16 protein-coding genes are annotated in these 14,778 nt (G+C 43.1%); 11 read left to right on the plus strand and 5 right to left on the minus strand.

Features of this window, described 5'->3' with window-relative positions; all coding sequences use genetic code 11:
• The first annotated feature begins 55 nt into the window (after positions 1-55).
• Positions 56-394 (plus strand): hypothetical protein, encoded by a 339-nt coding sequence (locus L884_RS0109095; RefSeq protein ID WP_310654983.1) that lies wholly within the window; start codon positions 56-58, stop codon positions 392-394.
• A 79-nt stretch (positions 395-473) separates the two neighbouring features.
• Here the strand turns inward: L884_RS0109095 and L884_RS0109100 are convergent, their stop codons facing one another.
• Positions 474-1,142 (minus strand): RluA family pseudouridine synthase, encoded by a 669-nt coding sequence (locus tag L884_RS0109100; RefSeq protein WP_028767206.1) that lies wholly within the window; start codon positions 1,140-1,142, stop codon positions 474-476.
• Positions 1,143-1,317: 175 nt separating this feature from the next.
• Positions 1,318-1,911: an acyl carrier protein phosphodiesterase gene (locus tag L884_RS0109105; RefSeq protein ID WP_028767207.1), complete on the minus strand. Its 594-nt coding sequence runs from the start codon at positions 1,909-1,911 to the stop codon at positions 1,318-1,320.
• Positions 1,912-2,067: 156 nt separating this feature from the next.
• Here L884_RS0109105 and L884_RS23025 point away from each other — a divergent pair, with 156 nt between their 5' ends.
• The 10 genes from L884_RS23025 (at position 2,068) to L884_RS0109155 (ending at position 10,408) form a co-directional block, all read left to right on the plus strand.
• Complete coding sequence (locus L884_RS23025; RefSeq protein ID WP_156925675.1) at positions 2,068-2,235, plus strand: hypothetical protein; 168 nt, start codon at positions 2,068-2,070, stop codon at positions 2,233-2,235.
• A gap of 130 nt (positions 2,236-2,365) precedes the next feature.
• Entirely contained in the window at positions 2,366-3,403 is a 1,038-nt protein-coding gene (gene queA, locus L884_RS0109115) for a tRNA preQ1(34) S-adenosylmethionine ribosyltransferase-isomerase QueA (protein WP_028767208.1), read from the plus strand.
• 186 nt (positions 3,404-3,589) lie between these two features.
• On the plus strand, positions 3,590-4,723 hold the full coding sequence (gene tgt / locus L884_RS0109120; protein WP_028767209.1) for a tRNA guanosine(34) transglycosylase Tgt: 1,134 nt from the start codon (positions 3,590-3,592) through the stop codon (positions 4,721-4,723).
• A 30-nt stretch (positions 4,724-4,753) separates the two neighbouring features.
• Positions 4,754-5,089, plus strand: a complete 336-nt coding sequence (gene yajC, locus L884_RS0109125) for a preprotein translocase subunit YajC (RefSeq protein ID WP_028767210.1) — start codon at positions 4,754-4,756, stop codon at positions 5,087-5,089.
• 17 nt (positions 5,090-5,106) lie between these two features.
• Positions 5,107-6,957 (plus strand): protein translocase subunit SecD, encoded by a 1,851-nt coding sequence (secD, locus tag L884_RS0109130; protein WP_028767211.1) that lies wholly within the window; start codon positions 5,107-5,109, stop codon positions 6,955-6,957.
• Positions 6,958-6,969: 12 nt separating this feature from the next.
• Positions 6,970-7,917, plus strand: a complete 948-nt coding sequence (gene secF, locus L884_RS0109135; RefSeq protein WP_028767212.1) for a protein translocase subunit SecF — start codon at positions 6,970-6,972, stop codon at positions 7,915-7,917.
• A gap of 210 nt (positions 7,918-8,127) precedes the next feature.
• Positions 8,128-8,445 carry a putative signal transducing protein gene (locus L884_RS0109140; RefSeq protein ID WP_028767213.1) on the plus strand — a complete coding sequence of 106 codons (318 nt, stop codon included), beginning with the start codon at positions 8,128-8,130 and terminating at the stop codon, positions 8,443-8,445.
• Positions 8,445-8,804, plus strand: a complete 360-nt coding sequence (locus tag L884_RS0109145; RefSeq protein WP_028767214.1) for a rhodanese-like domain-containing protein — start codon at positions 8,445-8,447, stop codon at positions 8,802-8,804. Before L884_RS0109140 ends, L884_RS0109145 begins: the two co-directional genes overlap by 1 nt.
• 35 nt (positions 8,805-8,839) lie before the next feature.
• Entirely contained in the window at positions 8,840-9,751 is a 912-nt protein-coding gene (locus tag L884_RS0109150; RefSeq protein WP_028767215.1) for a precorrin-2 dehydrogenase/sirohydrochlorin ferrochelatase family protein, read from the plus strand.
• Positions 9,752-9,859: 108 nt separating this feature from the next.
• Positions 9,860-10,408 (plus strand): YaeQ family protein, encoded by a 549-nt coding sequence (locus L884_RS0109155; RefSeq protein WP_028767216.1) that lies wholly within the window; start codon positions 9,860-9,862, stop codon positions 10,406-10,408.
• Between the two features lie 84 nt (positions 10,409-10,492).
• On the opposite strand, the gene L884_RS0109160 is transcribed toward L884_RS0109155, so the two are convergent.
• From L884_RS0109160 to L884_RS0109170, 3 genes are all read right to left on the minus strand, one after another.
• Positions 10,493-11,929 (minus strand): carbon starvation CstA family protein, encoded by a 1,437-nt coding sequence (locus L884_RS0109160; protein ID WP_028767217.1) that lies wholly within the window; start codon positions 11,927-11,929, stop codon positions 10,493-10,495.
• Between the two features lie 242 nt (positions 11,930-12,171).
• Positions 12,172-12,882, minus strand: coding sequence for a two-component system response regulator BtsR (gene btsR / locus L884_RS0109165; RefSeq protein WP_028767218.1), 711 nt, complete (start codon positions 12,880-12,882; stop codon positions 12,172-12,174).
• A gap of 2 nt (positions 12,883-12,884) precedes the next feature.
• Positions 12,885-14,558, minus strand: a complete 1,674-nt coding sequence (locus tag L884_RS0109170; RefSeq protein WP_028767219.1) for a sensor histidine kinase — start codon at positions 14,556-14,558, stop codon at positions 12,885-12,887.
• Positions 14,559-14,778 lie beyond the last annotated feature (220 nt).

Raw genomic sequence — 14,778 nt, forward strand, 5'->3', positions numbered from 1 at the left:
TAACACAGATAAAGTGATTCAAATTGAGAAAGGCAGTAAGCTCAAGGAGATGGAAATGTCAGTAGTAGAAAAGCGCAAGCGTTTGTCATGGCGAGAAGATGAAACAGTTAATCGTGAAGTCGTAGGACGTTGGATTGACGAGAGGCCGCTTCTTGGGGATAACCTCACACTTTATAAGCAAGAGGGTAAGTACTTCTTAGAAACTTGGTATTTAGATGGTTGCCATAGCTTAGATGAAATGACATTTGAGCAGACTGATGACGGTATCAAGTTAGAAGATAAAGGTGGCAATATTTTTGGCGAGTATTTTATGCTGACCAATAATAATGAGTTGAAGTTTTGTAACTCATCAAGTTGTTACTATACTGCCAAAGCCGATACCGCAGCGGCATAGAAATAGACTTTGGCTACAGCGTATTAGCTATGACATAAAGGGGCAGCAGCCCCTTTTTTGATCCCGCGTTAACAACCATTCACTTTTGGGTAATTGCAAATGGATGCGCACAGCGAAACTGCATCGGCTTGCCTGAGTAGGGGTGAGTAAAGCTTAACTCTTGAGCGTGTAATTGTAGGCGCTTAGCTGCATTAATAATATTGTCATCACCATAGAAGTCATCGCCTAAAATTGTGTGGCCAATTGCTTGCATGTGCACACGTAATTGATGAGTTCTACCTGTCACCGGTTTGAGTTCAACTAAAGACTTGTTATTAGCTTGGCTTAACACTTGGTAATGAGTGATTGCAGGCTTTCCTGTCTCGTTCACCATCTGTTTCGGTGGGTTTGCTTTATCTGCCGCGAGAGCAAGTTCAATGACACCATTTGCATCAGACAAATGGCCATCAACTTCAGCAATGTAGGTCTTTTTAGTTTGTCGATTTTGAAATTGAGTCTTTAAGCTCGATTCAGCTTTTTTATTGCGTGCAAACACCATAACACCAGAAGTCGCACAGTCTAAACGATGGACTAAAATGCAATCTTTATAGCGTTCTTGTAGACGGGTGAGTGCGCAATCATGAGTGTACTCAGCTATCCCTGGATTTGACAACAAGCCTGAGGGTTTATTGATAACGATAATATCTCGGTCGATATAGCGAATATCTAACCAAGGGATCATTGGGGGCTGATAACTAAATATTTGCATGTGTTCTCCTATAGCGCCGCAATTCTAGCAAATACTCATATCAATCAGTATAAGAATTTATACTAATTGGTATTACTTTACTTATTCACGGAGCTACTCATTTCTGCCTTAGATATTGCGTTAAAGCAGTCGTAAGCCTGTTTATCAAATGAAGGGCATAAACAGGCGTTGGGAACTACAAATATTCAGCGGGGGTATTGCGGGTCCACAGACGACTATAAGCCATTAATTGCGGGTAGAAAGTACGAAAGGCAATTTCGATATCGGTATCGAGCTTTTTTACACACTCTTGCGCGCCATCAAATATCTCAGGTTTAGAAACTCGTTTAGCAACAGCAGCTAAGGTTTGGTTTAAGCCTTCGCGTGTTTGGTAGGCGACTAACCAATTTTCTTGGCGAATTCGCGGTGCGATTGAAACTAGCTTTTCTGGCAGCGAATCACAGTTGTCTATCGCGTCGTAAGCTTTTATGGCAAATTCTTCAAGGGTTTGATGATGATACTCATCCCAGAATTTCGCCAACATATGATCAAAGCTGAGGTCAATAATGATTGGTGCTGCACGAGTGAGTGATTTAGGGAATAGTGAGAGTAATTCTTTGGTGATCTCATGGCTATCAGTTAACTGATCGATTTGACGGTGTAGCCATAGCCCTTGCTGCAGGTGCTTAGGGAAATCTTCGATACTGCCTTTAGCAAAATCGCCAGCAATATTGGCCGCCATCGAGGTTTGGCTATTGTCTGCTAAATGCAGATGTGCAAGAAAGTTCATATTTTATACTTGGTGATACGCGTACTTCACGGTATCATGCTGCGCAACGCGAAGGAAATTCTTTCTTGATTTAAGTAGGCAAATAGCCACATTATCATGAGAATTAGTGCGAAATAAGAATAAATATCCACCAATTAAACGGTTTGAGGATCAAGGATGATGTGGAACTGGTTAACCCAAAAGCTTACTAAAAAGCAGCAAATCACCCGCAGAAAGGTCAATATTGACATTCCCTATCAGCAGCACACTTATCGTAGAGAAGACGTTAAGCTCAAAAGCGCTAACACTGCGGTAAAAATTAAGTCTAACCACATGAGCAACTAAGTGAGCCGACTCAAAGGTATCACTCGGGAAGTATAAATCGTTAATTGACGGTTTTTTAACTCACTATTGTTGATCTTCTATTACGCTAGTCATAGACTAGCGGCCGATTTAGACATAGTTGAGACTTCCCATGCGCGTTGCTGATTTTTCATTTGAACTTCCTGATGAGTTAATTGCTCGTTACCCTACTGCCGAGCGAACTGCTTCTAGATTGTTGTCACTCGACGGCAATAGTGGCGCGTTGGCCGATCTACAATTCACCGATATTTTAGACCGCGTCAATCCTGGTGACTTGATGGTGTTTAATAATACTCGAGTGATCCCTGCGCGTATGTTTGGTCACAAAGAGTCAGGCGGTAAGCTAGAAATTCTAGTTGAACGTATGCTTGACGATAAGCGAGTTCTTGCGCACGTACGTTGCTCAAAATCGCCTAAGGTCGATAGCATTATCTGCCTAGACGCAGACTACAAAATGAAAATGCTCGCACGTCACGACGCTTTGTTTGAGCTGGAACTACAAGGCGATAAAACGATTCTTGAAGTGTTGGAAGAGGTGGGTCATATGCCGCTGCCACCTTACATCGATAGACCAGATGAAGATGCCGATAAAGAACGTTATCAAACGGTTTATAACCAAAACCCAGGTGCCGTAGCTGCACCAACAGCTGGTTTGCATTTTGACGATGACATGTTGGCAAAATTGCAACAAAAAGGCGTTAAAACTGCGTTTGTAACACTGCACGTCGGTGCGGGCACGTTCCAACCGGTTCGCGTTGATAATATTCTTGATCACAAGATGCATTCAGAGTGGGCTGAAGTGCCACAAGAAGTGGTTGAGTTAATCGCTGAAACTAAGGCCAATGGTAACCGTGTTATTGCTGTCGGTACCACTTCAGTGCGTTCACTTGAAAGTGCAGCAAAAGCGTCAGCAAATGAACTAGAAGCTTTTAGCGGCGATACAGATATTTTTATCTACCCTGGTTTTAAATTCAAAGTGGTTGATGCAATGGTGACAAATTTCCATTTGCCAGAGTCGACACTCATTATGTTATTGAGTGCATTTGCGGGCTTTGATGAAGTAAAAAACGGCTATCAGCATGCGATTGCTCAAAAATACCGCTTCTTTAGCTATGGTGACGCGATGTTTGTGACCAAAAAAGCGAACTAATTATCAAAATTGCTTTAAAATACCCAGTTCATCATTAATGAAGTGGGTATTTTTTTATCTGCGGTTTTAATGCATATTTTGGCATTTAGGGTTGATACTGAATTGTTTGCCCTTATGTTTGTCATAATCTTAGACTCAAATACTTGAGTTAACTCGGGTCAGACTGTTTATCTGGCGAGGTGAAAAATGAAATTTGAATTAGATACAACTCAAGGCCGCGCACGTCGTGGTCGTTTGATATTCGATCGCGGTACGGTAGAAACACCGGCATTCATGCCAGTAGGAACCTACGGTACCGTAAAAGGCATGACGCCTGAAGAAGTGCGTGAAACGGGTGCAGATATCTTACTAGGTAATACGTTCCACTTGTGGCTACGTCCTGGTGAAGAGATCATGCGTAAGCATGGCGACCTGCATGACTTTATGAACTGGCAACGTCCAATTTTGACTGACTCGGGTGGATTCCAAGTATTTAGCTTGGGTGATATTCGTAAAATCACTGAAGAAGGCGTTCATTTCCGCTCACCGATTAACGGTGAAAAGATTTTCTTGGACCCAGAAAAGTCAATGCAGATCCAAAATTCATTAGGCAGTGATGTGGTAATGATTTTTGACGAATGTACGCCATATCCAGCAACAGAAGACGAAGCGCGTAAATCGATGCAGATGTCTCTACGTTGGGCACAGCGTTCACGTGATGAGTTTGACAGACTTGAAAACCCGAATGCACTGTTCGGTATTATTCAAGGTGGTGTTTATGAAGACCTACGTGACGAAAGCTTAAACGGCCTAGTTGATATTGGTTTTGATGGATACGCTGTTGGTGGTTTAGCAGTTGGCGAGCCAAAGGAAGACATGCACCGTATTCTTGAGCATGTATGTCCAAAAATTCCAGCTGATAAGCCGCGTTATTTGATGGGGGTCGGTAAACCAGAAGATCTCGTTGAAGGCGTGCGTCGTGGTGTAGACATGTTTGACTGTGTTATGCCAACTCGTAATGCTCGTAACGGTCATCTGTTTACCAGTGAAGGAGTTATTAAGATCCGTAATGCGCGTCATCGCGATGACACTTCACCACTCGATGATAAGTGTGATTGTTATACCTGTAAGAATTATTCTCGGGCGTACCTTTACCATTTAGATCGTTGTAATGAAATTTTGGGTGCTCGTTTAAACACCATTCATAACCTTCGCTACTATCAAAGATTGATGGAAGGTTTGCGTGGCGCTATCGAGACAGGTACATTAGACGCCTTTGTTACGGAATTCTATACCAGCCAAGGTCGAGAAGTACCTGAAGTTCCTGAATTATCCGATTAATTTTTACTCAGACAATAAGAAGAGAATACTATGTTTATTTCAAACGCATATGCATCTGGCGCAGGCGCAGCTAACGGCGCTGGTGGTACGATGGAATTGATTTTCATGTTGGTCATTTTCGGCCTAATTTTTTACTTCATGATTTTCCGTCCACAATCTAAGCGCGTTAAAGAGCACAAGAACCTAATGAGCTCTTTGAGCAAAGGTGATGAAGTGCTAACAAGCGGCGGTATTCTAGGTAAAATCGCAAAAATCAGTGATGAAAACGACTATGTGTTATTGACTATCAATGAGACTAGCGAAATCACTATTAAGAAGGATTACATTGCGGCCGTATTGCCAAAAGGCTCTATTAAGTCACTTTAAGCCAAGAGGGCAATGGCGTGTTGAATAAATACCCGATGTGGAAAAACCTGATGGTGATATTAATTATCGCCATAGGTGCATTCTATGCGATACCAAACCTTTTCGGTGAAGACCACGCAGTTCAAGTGGTAGCCACACGAGGAGCAGAGGTCTCAGCGTCGACAATGTCGACCGTAAATGATGTATTAAAGAGCAAAGGAATCAATGTTAAGCGTTCCGAGCTTGAAAATGGTCAGTTGTTAGTACGCGTTAACAATGGTGAAGAGCAATTAGTTGCTAAAGAAGCCATTAGTGAAGCGTTAGGCGACAAGTTCACCGTAGCATTAAACTTAGCACCAGCGGTACCGCAATGGCTTGAAGCCATGGGTGGTTCACCAATGAAGTTAGGTTTGGACTTACGTGGTGGCGTGCACTTCTTGATGGAAGTCGATATGGGCGAAGCGATTCGTAAGATGACCGAAGCCAAAGTTGCCGACTTTAGAACTGATTTACGAGCTGAGAAAATTCGCTACGCGGGTATTCGCAACAGCGCTAAAGGCATCGAGATTAAATTCCGTGATGCTGAGACGTTAGCGAAAGCAGAGAGCTTTCTCAAGTCTCGCAGCAATGACATGGTCTTCGAAGACAAATCTGTTGGCGAAGGCTATGTTCTTGTTGCAAATCCAAGCGAAAACTATCTAAAGCAAGTTAAAGAAGAAGCGCTACAACAAAACATTACTACACTACGTAACCGTGTTAACGAGTTAGGTGTGGCAGAACCTGTTGTACAACGTCAAGGTGCTGAGCGTATTATCGTTGAGTTGCCAGGTGTTCAAGATACGGCTCGTGCTAAAGAAATTTTAAGTGCGACAGCATCGATTGAATTCCATATGGTTGACCAAAAAGCTGATGTTCAAGCTGCGATGAGCGGCCGAGTGCCGGCTGGCTCAGAACTATATGAGCGTCGTGGCGGTGGTGCAGTTGTCTTGAAGAAAGCGGTTATGTTGACCGGTGATCATATTCAAGGCGCACAACCAAGCTTTGACGAATACAGTCGCCCACAAGTGTCAATTAACCTTGATGCCAAAGGCGGTTCAATCTTCTCTAATGTGACTAAAGACAACATCGGCAATCCGATGGCAACCTTGTTTATCGAGTATAAAGATACCGGTGAAAAGAATGCTGACGGTAGCGTGAAGATGAAGAAGATCGAAGAAGTCATCTCTGTTGCGACGATCCAAGCGCGTCTTGGCCGTAACTTTGTGATTACTGGTCTTGAGCATGCAGAAGCACAGAACTTAGCACTATTGCTACGTGCTGGTGCCTTGATTGCACCAGTTTATATTGTTGAAGAACGCACAATTGGTCCAAGCTTAGGTCAAGAGAATATCGAAAACGGTATGCAAGCAATGATCTGGGGTATGGCGGTTGTTCTTATCTTCATGTTGGTTTACTACCGTGGTTTTGGCTTAATTGCTAACCTAGCACTGACAGCTAACTTGGTTATGGTTGTGGGCGTTATGTCTATGATCCCTGGTGCTGTATTAACCCTGCCAGGTATTGCCGGTATGGTACTGACAGTCGGTATGGCGGTTGACGGTAACGTACTGATTTATGAGCGTATCCGTGAAGAACTCCGTAATGGCCGTAGCGTACAACAAGCTATCCATGAAGGTTATGGCAATGCGTTCTCAACCATCGCTGATGCCAACATCACCACCTTTATGACAGCGTTGATCTTATTCGCTGTAGGTACAGGCGCGGTGAAAGGTTTCGCTGTTACCTTAATGATCGGTATCGCGACTTCAATGTTTACTGCCATCGTGGGTACACGTTCAATCGTGAATGCGATTTGGGGTGGTAAGCGCGTGAAGAAACTATCTATTTAAGGGACGTTGATAATGTTACAAATATTAAATGTTAAAAGCACAGTCAACTTCCTACGCCACGCACTGCCTATTAGTATTTTCTCGGCGATTTTGGTGCTAGGCTCTATTGCTAGCTTAGCAACCAAAGGGATTAACTGGGGCTTAGACTTTACTGGTGGTACGGTTGTTGAGCTTGAGTTTTCAAAGCCTGCAGATCTAAACGCTGTTCGTAGTAGCCTTGCTACTGAAGCGGTAGGTGGTGCTGTCGTACAAAACTTTGGCTCTAGCCGCGACGTGTTAATTCGTCTTCCTGTTAAAGATGACTTTAAAAGCGAAGATCAAGTTAATGACGTAATGGCTGCTGTGACTCAGCTAGATGCTTCTGTGATCCAAAAGCGTGTCGAGTTTGTTGGCCCGCAAGTAGGTAAAGAGCTTGCTGAGCAAGGTGGTTTAGCGGTATTAGTTGCGCTTATCTGTATTCTGATCTACGTGTCATTCCGCTTTGAGTGGCGTTTGGCATTAGGTTCTGTAGCTGCACTTGCTCACGATATTATTGTGACTTTAGGTGTGTTCTCAGTACTACAGTTAGAGTTCGATCTAACGGTATTAGCCGGTCTATTGACGGTTGTAGGTTACTCGCTTAACGATACCATCGTAGTATTTGACCGTATTCGTGAAAACTTCTTAAAGCTGCGTAAGAGCTTGCCAGAAGAAGTGGTGAATATCTCAATTACTCAAACTATGAGCCGTACTATTATTACCACTGGTACAACTTTAGTTGTGGTTGTTGCACTATTCCTTAAGGGCGGCACCATGATCCATGGTTTTGCTACCGCACTACTAATGGGTATTTTTGTCGGTACTTTCTCTTCAATCTATGTTGCTAGTTTCTTAGCGATTAAGTTAGGGATCAATCGTGAACACATGATGCCTGTAGAAGTAGAAAAAGAAGGTGCGGATCAAGATGCACTGATGCCTTAGTTTTAAGGTATTATTAAAAAGCCACCATAAGGTGGCTTTTTTTATGCTTGTGATCTGCTTGTAGTAATAGTTTCATTAGCTTAAAAAACTATTAAAATAGACTTAAGCTGGTGTTGTGTGTTGTTCGAAAAAACAGCGCTCGACAGGCTTAATGATTTAGCAGTAGCATGTATTTTTTATCTCAAATGCGCAAAAGTAGTAGGAAATGACATGGAAGAACAAACACGTTTAGTCGCCGCGGGAAATCTACTAGAGGCGCATACTTGGAAAGGTATGTTAGAATCGAGTGGTGTTCAAGTTGAGATCAGAGGTGAGGCTTTGTTAGGTGGCGTTGGAGAGTTGCCTACAGGGATCCAAAATGTCGAACTTTGGGTCGCAGAAAGCCAATATGAGCTCGCTAAAACACAAATGGCCTCCCTAGATGCACAGTGTCCACAGTGGAAGTGTGTTAACTGTCATGAAATAAATGAATCAAGTTTCGAACTCTGCTGGAACTGCAGTGCCGAACGTAGTGAGAAATACAGTTGATGAAACATAATCCAGGTTTTTTAGCGCTTGTTGAAAGCGTCCTACCACAAGTAACCGAAGTAACTGTAGAGCAGTATCAGACCATGCAAGCATGGACTTTGTTAGATGTGCGAGAAGACTCTGAGTGGCACAAAGGTCATTTACCTAATGCTAAGCACCTAGGGCGTGGCATCATAGAGCGAGACATTGAAACGCTGTTTCCTGATAAACAAACACCATTAGTGCTTTATTGTGGTGGAGGCTACCGTTCGGCGTTAGCGGCGTTTAACCTACAAGTTATGGGTTATAGCAAAGTCGTATCATTAACCGGTGGTTATAAAGCATGGCTTGAGCGACAATTACCGATAGAACACGGCTAGTTGAGTCGTAATATGTCGTTAAGGTGCAACTGTAAATGCAATATTTTCCGCTGTTTGTAGATACTCAATCACTGCAAGTTTTGGTTATTGGTGCCGGCGATGTTGCCAGCCGAAAATTAGATTTACTTTGTCGAACACAGGCGCAAATCAAAGTAATTGCGCTTGATGTTTGTCAAGACACTCAAGCCTATGTAGATGCTGGGCGCATATCACTTGAAAAGCGCAGTGTGACGCAAACTGATATCCAAGATTGCGACTTGCTTTACTTGTGTACCGCCAATACAGAACTGAATGAGCAACTTGCTGTTGTTGCAAAACAGCAAGGCATTTGGGCTAATGTTGTTGATAACCCCAAGTTTTGTCGCTTTATCACTCCCTCTATTGTTGATCGTGGTCGTCTACAAATTGCCATTAGTACTGCGGGAGCTGCACCTGTTTACGCCAGAGAGCTTAGGGCACGCTTAGAATCATGGTTGCCACAATCTATCACTCCGCTATTCGATTTTATTGCCGAGCGCCGTACAGAGGTGCAGCAACGCTTACCTATTTTTAAACAACGACGTGTATTTTGGGAAAAGTTTTTTCAACGTAACGACACTCGCTTTGATGACCACACTGAAAAGCATTACCAATCTAGTTTTGAAATGGAGCAGCAACGTGGAGAGTTGCTGCTAATTGATGCAGATACAGATGCATCATTGCTACCTATAGGTGCTATGCCTTACTTACAAAAGATTGAAGTGGCATATTCACGCCTAACCATTCCCTTTGCACTTAATGAGTTATTAAGAAGAGATGCAAATGTTAGTGGTGACTTTGATGAGGCAAGTATCGAACAGTTATTAGCTCAAGGCGAGTCATGTTTGATTTTTGGCGACATTGATGAAATTAGCCATTATGTGAAGCTATTTCCTAATGCGAAATACCTAAAAGCTGGCAGCTTTTAACTGACGATAAACTAGATGTTGAACACTGAAGGGGCTGAATTAGCCTAGTGATGTGTTGTTTCAGCAATTTAAGGTAAACTTGCCACAAATTAATTTGTGAACATTCCTATGGCACTTAAAGCAACCGTATTTAAAGTCGCAATTCAAATCGCAGATATGGATCGCGGCTACTATCAAGATCATCAATTAACCTTAGCCCAGCATCCCTCAGAGACCGATGAGCGCATGATGGTAAGGTTACTGGCTTTCGCGATGAATGCTAGCGACTCACTTACCTTCAGCAAGGGCTTATGTGTTGACGATGAACCAGAGCTTTGGGATAAGTCGTTAGCAGATGAAATCAACTTATGGGTTGAGTTTGGTCAAAGTGATGAGAAATGGTTGCGTAAAGCATGCGGCCGAGCTAAACAGGTGCAATTGATCACCTATGGTGGACGAAGTGTGCCTATTTGGTGGAAGCAAAATGAAGCCGCGCTAGAGCGCTATGATAATTTGACTATCTGGAATATTCCAGAAGAGTCAGTTAAAGCTATGGGGCAGTTGGTAGGGCGCAATATGGCATTGCAGTTTAATATCTGCGAAGGCCAGATCTGGATCTCAGATAACGATAACTCAGTACTTGTGGAACCTGAGCTACTTAAAGGACTGCAAGAGTAACGATTTCATCGTTTGAGTTAGCCAAATACAAAATGAAAAGCCAGTCATAAGACTGGCTTTTTGTTGTGACAAAATCTCACTAGCTTAAGCTTCTTCAGCGACCTCAATGTCACCTTTGCCTTTGGTTTTAAGCATAATTAAAGCCGTGATAACCAGAGTTGATACGATACCTGCAACAGTAGACAGCATCATTGGCAGGCCAGCACCTAGAGTTGGTGAGCTAAGCATAAAGCTAATCACCACTGTAGTCATAAACATCGCTGGTACAGTACAGATCCAATGGAACTTGTTGAGGCGCAGTAAGTAAGCCGATGCAGTCCATAACATCATTACCGCAGTGGCTTGGTTAGCCACACCGAAGTAGCGCCAAATAACACCAAAATCAACCTGTGTAAGTACCGCACCCGCAGCGAATAACGGGATAGCAAACATTAAGCGTTTTGGTAGTTCAGTTTGAGGCATTTTGAAGAACTCGGCTAGAATTAAGCGAGCGCTACGGAAAGCGGTATCACCCGAAGTAATTGGCAGTACAATTACACCTAATACCGCTAAGAAGCCACCTACAACACCCAGTAAACCAGTTGACGCTTCGTAAACTACGTTTGCAGGGTTGCCTGCCATGCCAGCGTTAAGTCCTTCAACACCACCAAAGAATGACAATGCGATAGCACACCAGATCAGTGCAATAATACCTTCACCGATCATTGCACCAAAAAACACAAAGCGACCATTTGCTTCGTTTTCAACGCAACGTGCCATTAATGGTGACTGAGTTGCATGGAAACCTGAAATAGCGCCACAGGCAATGGTAATGAACAGTGCAGGCCAAAGAGGCATATCATTTGGATTTAGGTTAGTTAAGAAGTCACCAACTTCAACGCCAGGTAATAAGCTGTGCTCGCTAGATATGATTAATGCGATAGTTAAGCCAACAGACATAAACACTAACAATGCGCCAAAGAATGGGTATAAGCGGCCAATGATCTTGTCTACAGGCACAATAGTCGCGATGAGGTAATAACAGAAAATAATACCCACGAAAATACTCACATCCCAGCCAGTTAGCTTACCGAGTAAGCCAGCAGGAGCAGAGATAAATACCACACCAACCAAGAGCAGTAGAATGATGGCAAATACGTTCATAAAGTGCTTAGCGCCTTTACCTAGGTATTTACCGGCAAGGCTTGGTACAGACTCACCATTGTTGCGAACTGACAACATACCTGAGAAGTAGTCGTGAACCGCACCAGCAAAGATACAGCCGAGTACAATCCATAACATGGCGGCAGGACCGTAAAGTGCGCCAAGAATCGGACCGAAGATCGGGCCTACGCCAGCAATATTTAATAATTGAATTAAGTAGACTTTGCCCTTTGACATCGGCACATAGTCAACACCATCTGTTTTAGTAAACGCCGGGGTTTGACGCTTAGCATTGATGCCGAAAACTTTCTCGACAAATGCACCGTAAATAAAGTAACCACCGATCAACAGACCGACGCAAAGTAAAAACCACGTCATAAATATTAACTCTCCAAACATAGAATGGTCGCGAGTGTATAGAGATCTAAAGTCTGTGAAAGTGGCAACTGACTCAGTGGTCAAATGACCTAACTAAGCGGCAGTATAGGGAGGTTAGTGGTTATGCTGATTTGAGGTGCAGTTTAGTAGTAGCAAATCCCTACACTTCTGCACCATTATTTAAGCTGTAGTACTAGGTATAGATAAAACCTGTCAATGAAACGGAGAACTGCACTTAACGGTTATTGAAAACCAAAGAGTTGTTTTAGTTGTTTTAAGTAGCGTCGTGACACTGGCACTTTAGCACCTGAGCGGGTGGTTACTTCAGCGCAGCCTTCTTGCACTTCAATTTCAGCAATAGCGGCGGGGGCGATTAGATATTGCCTATGGCAAAAAACAAGTGAGGTTTTTTCAGCAAGTACTCTCAGTGTCATATGTGTGTGTACAAGTTCGGTTGCGGTAGCAACATGTACACCGCTCATATCACTGTAGATATATTGCACGGCATCGCTGGCGATCACTTTTAGTTTATTGCCACTAAAGCAAGGAATGTGGGCGAGCTTCTCGTCAACAATAGGTCCTAATGCCTTGGGAGTAAGATCTTTGCGGAGCCTGGTTAATGTGTTGGCAAAGCGTGCATCATCAATAGGTTTAAGCAAATAATCAAATGCCTGCTTTTCAAAGGCGGTGATCGCATATTCGTCAAAAGCGGTGACAAACACAATTCTTGGCAGATGATCTGGATCGAGCATGGCTGCAAGTTCAAGTCCCGAAATTTTAGGCATTTGAATATCTAAAAATAGCAGCTGGGGTTTAAATTTAGTGATCGCTTGCATAGCTTCAATGGCATTGCTGCACTGTGCCACGACGTCAAAATCGGGCTCGTTTTCAAGTAATACCGCAATTTCTTCTCTAGCGTAGGGTTCATCGTCGATGATGATGCAACTAATCACGGTTAGGATCTCATATTAGGTAAGTGAATACTGATTGTAGTGTATTTGTTTGCTTCAAACTCAACAGCAACACCATATTGAGCGCCAAACATATTTTGAATACGTTTATCGACAATGTTCATTCCTAGCCCTTCATTTTCTGCTTTTGGCGAGTAAAGCCCTGCATTGTCAGTAACCGATAACAGTAAACTTTCATCAGCTAACTGTTGGCCTTTTACCACAATAACACCTGACTCTAACATGTGAGAAATACCGTGCTTAACAGCGTTTTCAATAATCGGCTGCAGGGTAAAAGCGGGTAACTTAGCCTGAAGTAATGATTCAGGTATTTCAATCTTGACGCTTAATTTATCGATAAAACGGGCTTTTTCAATAGTTAAGTAAGAGTCGATATGTTCAAGCTCGTCAGCCAGTGAAACTAGGCCAGTAGTACGCTTTAAATTAATACGTAAAAATTGCGATAAATTTTGAATTAACTGCCGCGCCGTTGCCGGATCACGACGAATAATCGCGGCGATAGTGTTTAACGCGTTAAATAGAAAGTGCGGGTTGACTTGCGCTTGCAGGAGTTTAAGCTCAGCTTGAGTGAGTAGACTCTGCTGCGCGGCAAAGCGGCCATATAGAATTTGGTTTGAAAGTAGCCGACCTAAGCCTTCGCCTAAACTGCGATTAATATTTAAAAATAGCTTTTTCTTCGGCTCGTATAACTTAATTGTACCAATGACTTCTGCATCGGAACGGAGTGGGATCACCAAACATGAGCCTAGTTGGCACTCGCTCGAGATAGAACATGAGTAAGCAGTATTTACTCCATCAGCAAACATCACTCTATCTTGCTCAATTGCATCTTGAGTGAGTTTTGAAGATATAGGAGTGCCCGCTATATGGTGGTTATCGCCTATGCCACAAAATGCCAGTAGCTTCTCTGTGTCAGTAATCGCGACTGCGCCAACCTTGGTTTCTTCAATAATGATTTGCGCAACCTGCTTGCTGGCTTCTTGAGTAAAGCCTGTCGATAAGATCCCGACACTGCGTTCAGCAATACGCAGAGACTGAGTTGAAAACACCGATGACATCTTGTCGTACATGGCTTTTTGATCGCGGATAATACTCATAAACAGCGCCGCACCAACAGAGTTGATCAGTAACATCGGAAGCGCGATTTGCTGCACTAAATCCCAAGCATGATCGAATGGCTTCGCGACTGATAAAATAATCAGCATTTGCATGACTTCTGCGGCAAAGGTAATGATGCAAACCATTAAAGGTGAGTAGATTAACTCTTGTTGACCTATTCGTCGCAAGTAATAGCTAATTAACCCAGCAGACAAGCCCTCGAGTGTGGTTGATATGGCGCAGGCTAAGTCGGTAAATCCGCCCATACTGTAACGATGTAATCCACCGGTGAGGCCAACAAAAAAGCCGGTGACTGGTCCACCTAGCAAGCCGCCTAATACAGCACCCATTGCGCGGGTATTGGCTATCGCATCATTAGTTTGTTCGCCAAAGTAAGTGGCTAAAATACAAAAGCCAGAAAAAATAAAGTAGATATACACTTTATGAGGCAGGCGGCTAGCACCTTCGGTAAAGACTTTAAACAGAGGAGTCTTACTCAAAAGATAGACGATCACCATATATAGGCTCATCTGTTGTGTAAGCAGTAAGATTAGTGACATGTAAGACTCGTTGGTTGAAAAGGCTGGTGGCTATCTAATAGGTGATCACTTAATTATACCAATCAGCATAAGAATTTGATCAGCTCAGAACGGTTTTTGGCAAACTAATTCAAGGCGAATAACTGAAAGAATGGTTGCTCCCTTGTGAAGTAATTCAACGCAGAAGTAGGCAGCCAAAAACGTTCCAGAATGGCGAGTTTTAGCGATTCTGATGCTGTGA

It is taken from the genome of Shewanella fidelis ATCC BAA-318 (assembly GCF_000518605.1).
GTDB classification, from domain to species: Bacteria; Pseudomonadota; Gammaproteobacteria; order Enterobacterales; family Shewanellaceae; genus Shewanella; species Shewanella fidelis.

What these genes read in the sequence shown, in the direction of transcription:
- L884_RS0109095 (WP_310654983.1), top strand. Translation starts at nt 56, where the DNA reads ATGTCAGTAGTAGAAAAGCGCAAGCGTTTGTCATGGCGAGAAGATGAA.
- L884_RS0109100 (WP_028767206.1), bottom strand. Translation starts at nt 1,142, where the DNA reads ATGCAAATATTTAGTTATCAGCCCCCAATGATCCCTTGGTTAGATATT.
- L884_RS0109105 (WP_028767207.1), bottom strand. Translation starts at nt 1,911, where the DNA reads ATGAACTTTCTTGCACATCTGCATTTAGCAGACAATAGCCAAACCTCG.
- L884_RS23025 (WP_156925675.1), top strand. Translation starts at nt 2,068, where the DNA reads ATGATGTGGAACTGGTTAACCCAAAAGCTTACTAAAAAGCAGCAAATC.
- queA (WP_028767208.1), top strand. Translation starts at nt 2,366, where the DNA reads ATGCGCGTTGCTGATTTTTCATTTGAACTTCCTGATGAGTTAATTGCT.
- tgt (WP_028767209.1), top strand. Translation starts at nt 3,590, where the DNA reads ATGAAATTTGAATTAGATACAACTCAAGGCCGCGCACGTCGTGGTCGT.
- yajC (WP_028767210.1), top strand. Translation starts at nt 4,754, where the DNA reads ATGTTTATTTCAAACGCATATGCATCTGGCGCAGGCGCAGCTAACGGC.
- secF (WP_028767212.1), top strand. Translation starts at nt 6,970, where the DNA reads ATGTTACAAATATTAAATGTTAAAAGCACAGTCAACTTCCTACGCCAC.
- L884_RS0109140 (WP_028767213.1), top strand. Translation starts at nt 8,128, where the DNA reads ATGGAAGAACAAACACGTTTAGTCGCCGCGGGAAATCTACTAGAGGCG.
- L884_RS0109145 (WP_028767214.1), top strand. Translation starts at nt 8,445, where the DNA reads ATGAAACATAATCCAGGTTTTTTAGCGCTTGTTGAAAGCGTCCTACCA.
- L884_RS0109150 (WP_028767215.1), top strand. Translation starts at nt 8,840, where the DNA reads ATGCAATATTTTCCGCTGTTTGTAGATACTCAATCACTGCAAGTTTTG.
- L884_RS0109155 (WP_028767216.1), top strand. Translation starts at nt 9,860, where the DNA reads ATGGCACTTAAAGCAACCGTATTTAAAGTCGCAATTCAAATCGCAGAT.
- L884_RS0109160 (WP_028767217.1), bottom strand. Translation starts at nt 11,929, where the DNA reads ATGACGTGGTTTTTACTTTGCGTCGGTCTGTTGATCGGTGGTTACTTT.
- L884_RS0109170 (WP_028767219.1), bottom strand. Translation starts at nt 14,558, where the DNA reads ATGTCACTAATCTTACTGCTTACACAACAGATGAGCCTATATATGGTG.